Annotated in this window: 8 protein-coding genes; 5 read left to right on the top strand and 3 right to left on the bottom strand. The window is 50.9% G+C overall.

The genetic code is table 11. From position 1 onward, the window contains the following. The 4 genes from Q7V48_12950 to Q7V48_12935 all read left to right on the top strand — a co-directional run. The coding region (locus Q7V48_12950; GenBank protein MDO9211637.1) for a hypothetical protein at positions 1-204 on the top strand (204 nt) is incomplete at its 5' end. Positions 205-271: 67 nt separating this feature from the next. Continuing rightward, the gene (locus Q7V48_12945; protein ID MDO9211636.1) at positions 272-505 is read left to right on the top strand and encodes an addiction module protein; all 234 of its coding nucleotides are present in this window, start codon (positions 272-274) and stop codon (positions 503-505) included. Positions 506-904: 399 nt separating this feature from the next. Next, a complete protein-coding gene (locus Q7V48_12940) occupies positions 905-2,620 on the top strand; it encodes a TIGR04190 family B12-binding domain/radical SAM domain protein (protein ID MDO9211635.1) in 1,716 nt (571 codons plus the stop codon). A 120-nt stretch (positions 2,621-2,740) separates the two neighbouring features. Then, on the top strand, positions 2,741-3,070 hold the full coding sequence (locus Q7V48_12935; GenBank protein MDO9211634.1) for a Smr/MutS family protein: 330 nt from the start codon (positions 2,741-2,743) through the stop codon (positions 3,068-3,070). Positions 3,071-3,190: 120 nt separating this feature from the next. Here the strand turns inward: Q7V48_12935 and Q7V48_12930 are convergent, their stop codons facing one another. Then, a complete protein-coding gene (locus Q7V48_12930; protein ID MDO9211633.1) occupies positions 3,191-3,418 on the bottom strand; it encodes a hypothetical protein in 228 nt (75 codons plus the stop codon). A gap of 1 nt (position 3,419) precedes the next feature. After that, positions 3,420-3,542, bottom strand: coding sequence for a hypothetical protein (locus Q7V48_12925; protein ID MDO9211632.1), 123 nt, complete (start codon positions 3,540-3,542; stop codon positions 3,420-3,422). Positions 3,543-4,027: 485 nt separating this feature from the next. On the opposite strand from Q7V48_12925, the gene Q7V48_12920 reads away from it, so the two are divergent. Next, entirely contained in the window at positions 4,028-5,017 is a 990-nt protein-coding gene (locus Q7V48_12920; protein MDO9211631.1) for a DUF362 domain-containing protein, read from the top strand. Positions 5,018-5,192: 175 nt separating this feature from the next. On the opposite strand, the gene Q7V48_12915 is transcribed toward Q7V48_12920, so the two are convergent. Further along, positions 5,193-5,996, bottom strand: a complete 804-nt coding sequence (locus tag Q7V48_12915; GenBank protein MDO9211630.1) for an enoyl-CoA hydratase-related protein — start codon at positions 5,994-5,996, stop codon at positions 5,193-5,195. Between the last annotated feature and the right edge of the window lie 234 nt (positions 5,997-6,230).

Below are 6,230 nucleotides of genomic sequence, written 5' to 3'. Positions count from 1 at the left end.
GCTGACGCCGAGGTCACTGAGGCGGCGGAGTATTACGAGAGTCGTTCGCTCGGTTTAGGTTCCGAGTTGCTCGGCGAGGTGGAGAAAGCGCTCGGCCAGATTTCAACGAATCCCGAGGCTTGCCAGCGGATTGGAAGGCGAAAGCGCCTAAAGGACACGGGAGAGCAAGAAGGCCCAACAAGCCGCTCCACCGGACCGAGATAAAGCCCTCGTCCGGTGAGCAGGAACGTAGCGATTGAAAAAAGCCTATATCTGGAGTATCATAGATTTTATGGGAGGATGGCGAAACATGCTAGGAAAAGCAGATATTCTTAGGCTTAGCGTCTCTGAACGAATTCAACTTGTTCAGGATATTTGGGACAGTATTACGGAAGTGCCCGACTCTGTCACTCTGACGGATGAGCAGAAAGCCGAACTCGACCGACGACTCGATGCCTATCACATGGATCCTAATGCCGGTTCGCCATGGTCTGTTGTGCGTGAGCGATTCAAGAGCCGAGCATGAGTCGAGAGCTTATCGTCCGTCCGGAGGTGGAAGCTGAGTTAGCCGAATCTTTCGAACCGTGCTTATTCTCGCTGTATTCCATGCCAAGCGTAATCCCCAGAGCTGGCAAGAAAGAATCTAAATCCCTACGAACAAATCACGTCTGAGCACATTACAATTGTCCCATTTTCAAGAGAGAAATTCCTTGGTTTTTTTAATCTTCTCTGTTATTTTAAACTTTCCTTAAATTTAATAGAACGCAGATTTGCGCAGATAACAACGGATCATTATTTTCTTTTTAGTTTATCCTGATAATCTGTGTTTACCCTTTTGGATAGTAAACATCTAACAGGGTGAATCCGTGTCCAAAAAGGAAATTCCTATACAATTAAATTATTTGAAGGTATTCATTGATTGGAAATGTTTATCAAGCCAGATTTAATTCTCCTGCACGCTCCCTCCGTCTATGATTTCCGTAAGCTCCCGATTCTCTTCGGGCCCATCTCTGACCTCGTTCCGTCAACGCCCATTTTTGAGATGTACCCGGTCGGTTTCTCTTCCATTGCCGAGCATTTGGAAAGGAATAAGATTCATGTCCGGATCATCAACCTGGCTCTGCGGATGCTTAAAGATGACCATTTCGATGCCGCAAGGCTGATCGCCAAGCTCCGTCCCCGAGCCTTCGGAATAGACCTGCACTGGCTTCCCCATGCCCACGGTTCCTTGGAAATCGCTGCCCTCTGCAAAAAACGTCACCCTGATATTCCCGTAATCCTTGGCGGCTATTCCGCCACCTACTTTCACGAAGAACTGATCCGCTACCCCCAGGTGGATTTTGTGGTCCGGGGAGATTCGGCAGAAGAACCTCTGCGCCAACTTCTGGTGGCCCTGAAGGAGAACAAATCCTTAGGAGAGGTCCCGAACCTAACCTGGAAAGATGGGAAGAAAGAGGTGCACGCTAACCCCCTGACCCATGTCCTTCTGGCCTTGGACGAATACTCGAACAATTACTCCAACCTCTTTCGCTCGGCGATGAAATACCTTGACCTAAAATCTTTAATCCCTATCCATGACTGGTGGGAGTACCCGATTACTGCCGTCATGACCTGCCGGGGGTGTACCCACAACTGCGTCTTCTGCGGGGGATCTCGTTTCGGGCTGGATCGATTCTGTTCCAGGGAATCCTGCGCCTTTCGCAGCCCGGAAAAGGTTGCCGATGATATTCTTTCCATCTCCAGGTACACCAATGCTCCCATCTTCGTCGTTGGAGACCTGAGGCAGGCAGGGGAGAGCTATGGTCAAACCCTTCTTTCTCGAATCCGGCCTGTCCGGCCGAAAAATCAGGTGGTCCTGGAACTTTTCACCCCGGCTGCGGAATCCTATTTCCAGATGGTTGCCGAGGCTTTTCCCAACTTTAATTTTGAGACCTCTCCCGAATCCCACGACGAGAAAGTCCGGCGGGCAACGGGAAAATTCTACACCAATGAAGAGATGGAGAAGTCGATCCGTTTCGCCCTGGATTCTGGCTGCTCCAAGTTCGATGTCTTTTTCATGATCGGGCTTCCCCAGCAGACCCCGGCTTCGGTAATGGAGACCATTGATTATTGCGAATACCTGATGAAAACTTTTGGCCGGCGCCTGAATCCTTTCATCTCTCCGCTGGCTCCTTTCCTCGACCCTGGTTCGATCGCTTTCGAAAAAGCCGATGAGGTGGGCTACCGGGTATTCTGTAAGAACCTGGAGGATTACCGGAAAGCTCTCTTAGCTCCGAGCTGGAAGTATACTTTGAGTTATGAGACGAAATGGATGACCCGCGATGACATCGTCGAAAGCTCCTACCAGGCCGGGCTTCGTTTAAACCGTTTGAAGGAGCACTTTGGCCTGCTGGAGAAGGAGACCGCTGACCGGACGGAGAAGCGTATCCTCCTGGCGATGGACATGATCCGGCAGGTGGATGAGATCATCTTATTAGGCGAACCGGAACGTAGCCGAAAACTCATGGCTTTGAAGGAAACTTTCGATCGGGTAAGCATGTCCACGGTTTGCGACAAGGAAGAGATTAAGTGGCCCGTCTTCCGGTGGCGCTTGAATTTTCCCAACATCATCCGCGCCCTCTTCCAGCGGAATGCGAGTTAACCTTCAGGCTTCCCCCCTCACCCTCCCCTCTCCTCTGAATCCGGGGGAGAGGGATGGGGGGAATGTGCTTGGGGGGCGAAGGACCATTTGCCCAACCTAATTTTCCTGAGGCGATAAATAATGGAAGAATCTGAACCCATTGAACTCCCGATCGATGGAATCCTTGACTTACATACCTTTCAGCCGAAGGAAGTGAAAGATCTCTTGCCCGATTACCTGGCCGCCTGCAGAGAGCAAGGGATCCTTCAAGTTCGCGTGATTCACGGGAAAGGGACTGGAGCCCTACGGAAAACGGTTCACTCCATCCTTGGCCGGCTGCCGGAAGTAATTTCCTTTAGGTTAGCAGGAGAAGATGCCGGAGGGTGGGGGGCTACTCTCGTGGAACTTAAGCCAGCGGGAGACGCTTCTTCGATCTCCCTACCCCTACGCTCTCGGCGAGGAGGGGAATAGGTTGCAAAAAAAAATTCAGAGGGCAACCGTAGGAATGTCTGCAGTGGCGCTTTAATACGTCCCTTTCGGAATGATCTCTTTGGAAAAGAGCTGACCCTATAAAGAATATTTTTTCAAATTTTAATCACCGGGAATAACAACAATTTTCATCTTTTCGCCGTTGGCGGGAGGGCCGAACCGATCCGCGGATCCTCCGCGATCAGAGGGAAGGATAATCTCAACCTGATTGAGTTGCCCGCAAGAGGGGCAGGTAATGCGCAACTTACGGGTGGCTTCGGTAAATTCAACCTCGATAGATTGAGCACAGGATTCATTGCAGCAATGAATCCATTCTTTGAATCTCTCCATATCAATCCTCATCCTTTCCACGCCAAGCCTTGATGAAGGCTGCCCCCACGATCCATAGGACAACGACCATGATCCCCCATATAATGGGGTTGAAGAGGACATACTCTTTTAGGTATTGGATCATGGGTTAAAAGGTTCCCCTTACTTTCTATTTTCTCTCAATCAAAGATCGTTGCCAAGTAAAATGTCGCTCTGGCCAGGTAATTATGACAATTTTTTGTTGGCAATTCAAAGAATTCCCGCTAAGATAAACTAAGCATATAGAGACGGTCCATTACTCACCCATCTCAATATTGATGATCACGTAAAATGCCTTCAGAGGCATGGCAAAGTAGGGGCACGGTCACCATGCCCCTACATCAGATGCCAGGCGCGCAAGTCCTGAGGAGTGAGGCGTACTTTGGGGTACGCCGCAACGATTCACCCCGTTAGATTGACCCCAAGATGATTCTTCCTCTTGGAAATCAGATCCCCGCCCTATACCCCCAATGCGGAGTTTCTGATCTAACGGGGCGGGGGATGCAGCGCAATCCGCCTTAGGCGGACAGATGGACTTTTTACGAGATCATCAATATTTAATCGTCAATCCAGTAAACAGGAGGAAAGGGAATGAAATTTAAGCCCGAAGAGGTAATCTTTCACCGAGAGGAATACCAGGCCTTTTTAGGCGAGATGCGACCCAAAGATTATCCGCCGCTGATGAAGAAACAAGTTGTCGGGACAGTGGCTTTACGCCATCGTCGGCCTAACCCTTACCATAAGGAGGGCAAAGCCCTGGTCTCTTTCGTCGTCACCAGTAATGATGTCAAAAGTGACATCCGTAAGGCTGTGGCGTTGCTTGGAGGATTGGATAAATCCATTAAACCGCAAGACCGCATTCTTCTCAAGCCCAACTTTAACAGCGATGACCCCCCCCCAGGCTCAACGGCCCTGGACTTTTTGGTGGCGGTCATCGACCTGCTGCGAGAGCAAGGCTGTACTAAAATCTCCGTCGGAGAGAGCGTAGGACGGCCCTGGGTGCCGACTGAGAAGGTTTTTAAGAATGCCGGTCTTTTGTCCAGGATGGCCGAAATGAAGATTCCCCTCCTGGATTTTGATAAATCCCAATTCTTAAATGTGCCCATTTCAGGAGAATACCTCGACCTCATCGCTTACCCCAAGGATCTGGAAAGCTTCGATAAAATCATCTACTTACCCACGATGAAGACCCACTACCTGGCCGGGTTTTCCATGAGCCTAAAGCTTACTGTGGGCATGACCCACCTGGCCGACCGAACCCTCCTCCATGGGGATAACAACATGTTTGTTTCCCAACGGGCTGTAGAAATGAGCATCCCCGTCAAGCCCGATCTGATCATCATGGATGGACGAGTCTCCTTCGTCAGTGGTGGGCCGGCTATCGGGCTGGCTGTCCATCCAGGAGTCGTCCTGGCTTCTGGGGATCCAGTGGCTCTGGACGTGCAGGGGGTTCGGCTCCTCCAGAACTACGCCGCCGTCAACCACCTGACGGGTGATGCCTGGAACCTGCCTCAGATCAAAACCGCAGTAAAACATGGACTGGGAATCCAGCATGATGGCCAATTGCTTTTGGTCCGGTAGTTTCGCTTAAAGCTCAAAGAGCAAAGAGCTGGGGGGATATAAGGGAAGGAGTTTACCCTGGAAGACCTCTGGCCCGTGTCCCCGGACTTACCCTCGAAGAATTTTTACAAAAAGGCTGAGGGAGAATGCCCGAGCATGAATTTTTTGGGCCAGTAACAAAAGGGGAAAGCCTCTTTTAATCTCCTGAAGAACTCCCCCGGCGAAATTTGCCAAAGTCGGGCTTGCGTTTTTCTAGAAAGGCATCCATTCCTTCGGTGAGTTCCGCCGACCCGTAAGTCAACCCTAACATCTCGCTTCCGGCATACGAGGAAGCCAGTAGGAGATCAAGGGCGTGGTTGAAAGATGCCCTCGCGATTTTAATGGCCTGAGGGCTCATTTCCAAAATTCTCTTGGCCCAGGCCTCGGCCTCTTCCATGAGTTTGTCAGCTGGAACGACTTTGTTGCACAATCCCATCTTTTCAGCCTCCCGGGCGTCGTACCTTTTGCACAGGAAGACCATCTCGCGAGCTTTCTTTTCCCCCACAATCCTGGGAAGCAGCTGAATGCCCCACCAGATGGGAGAGCTGCCCACCGTCGGCCCCACCTGGCCGAAAACAGCTGTTTCCGAAGCAATGGTGATATCGCAGAGCACGTTGAGCTCGTTGCCGCCACCCAGGCAATACCCGTTTACCGCTGCGATGATCGGCTTACTCAGCCAACGCATGGTGTTGGAAAGTTGGAGGCATTTGCCCAACCACGCTCTGCCGATGCTGGGAGTGAGTTTCCCCATGACCGAGATATCCCCTCCCGAGCAAAAGGCCTTCTCCCCGGCGCCGGTGAAAATGACCACTCCCACTGTTTCGTCCGCTTCGGCTCTCTCAAAAGCATCAATAAGTTCATCCACGGTTTTTACCCGAAAAGCGTTGTACACCTTGGGCCGATTGATGACGATCTTGGCGATTCCCTCCTTCGCCTCGTAGAGAATATCTTCATAATCCATTGCTCCCTCCTAAAATTTGTAGTTTCCCTACCTGTTTTCCTTTTTGGAAGGCAGATTATCACAGGGCCGAGAGCTTTTCAACTTCTTTTATCCTTTTTTTCTTTCCTGCCCTTCCCCGCTCCTTAAATTCCGCTTCCTCCATAAAACTTATTAACCTGTTGTTTAGGAATCAGTTTGCTTGAGAGTTATCGTTACCGGTGGCTTTCTCAGGCTCGGGGGCCAGGGCGCTTCGCT

It is taken from the genome of Deltaproteobacteria bacterium, assembly GCA_030654105.1.
In the GTDB taxonomy this organism is placed as follows: Bacteria; Desulfobacterota; SM23-61; order SM23-61; family SM23-61; genus JAHJQK01.
The sequence above is the reverse complement of the archived record's forward strand: the minus strand, read 5'-3'. Positions and strand labels throughout refer to the sequence as shown.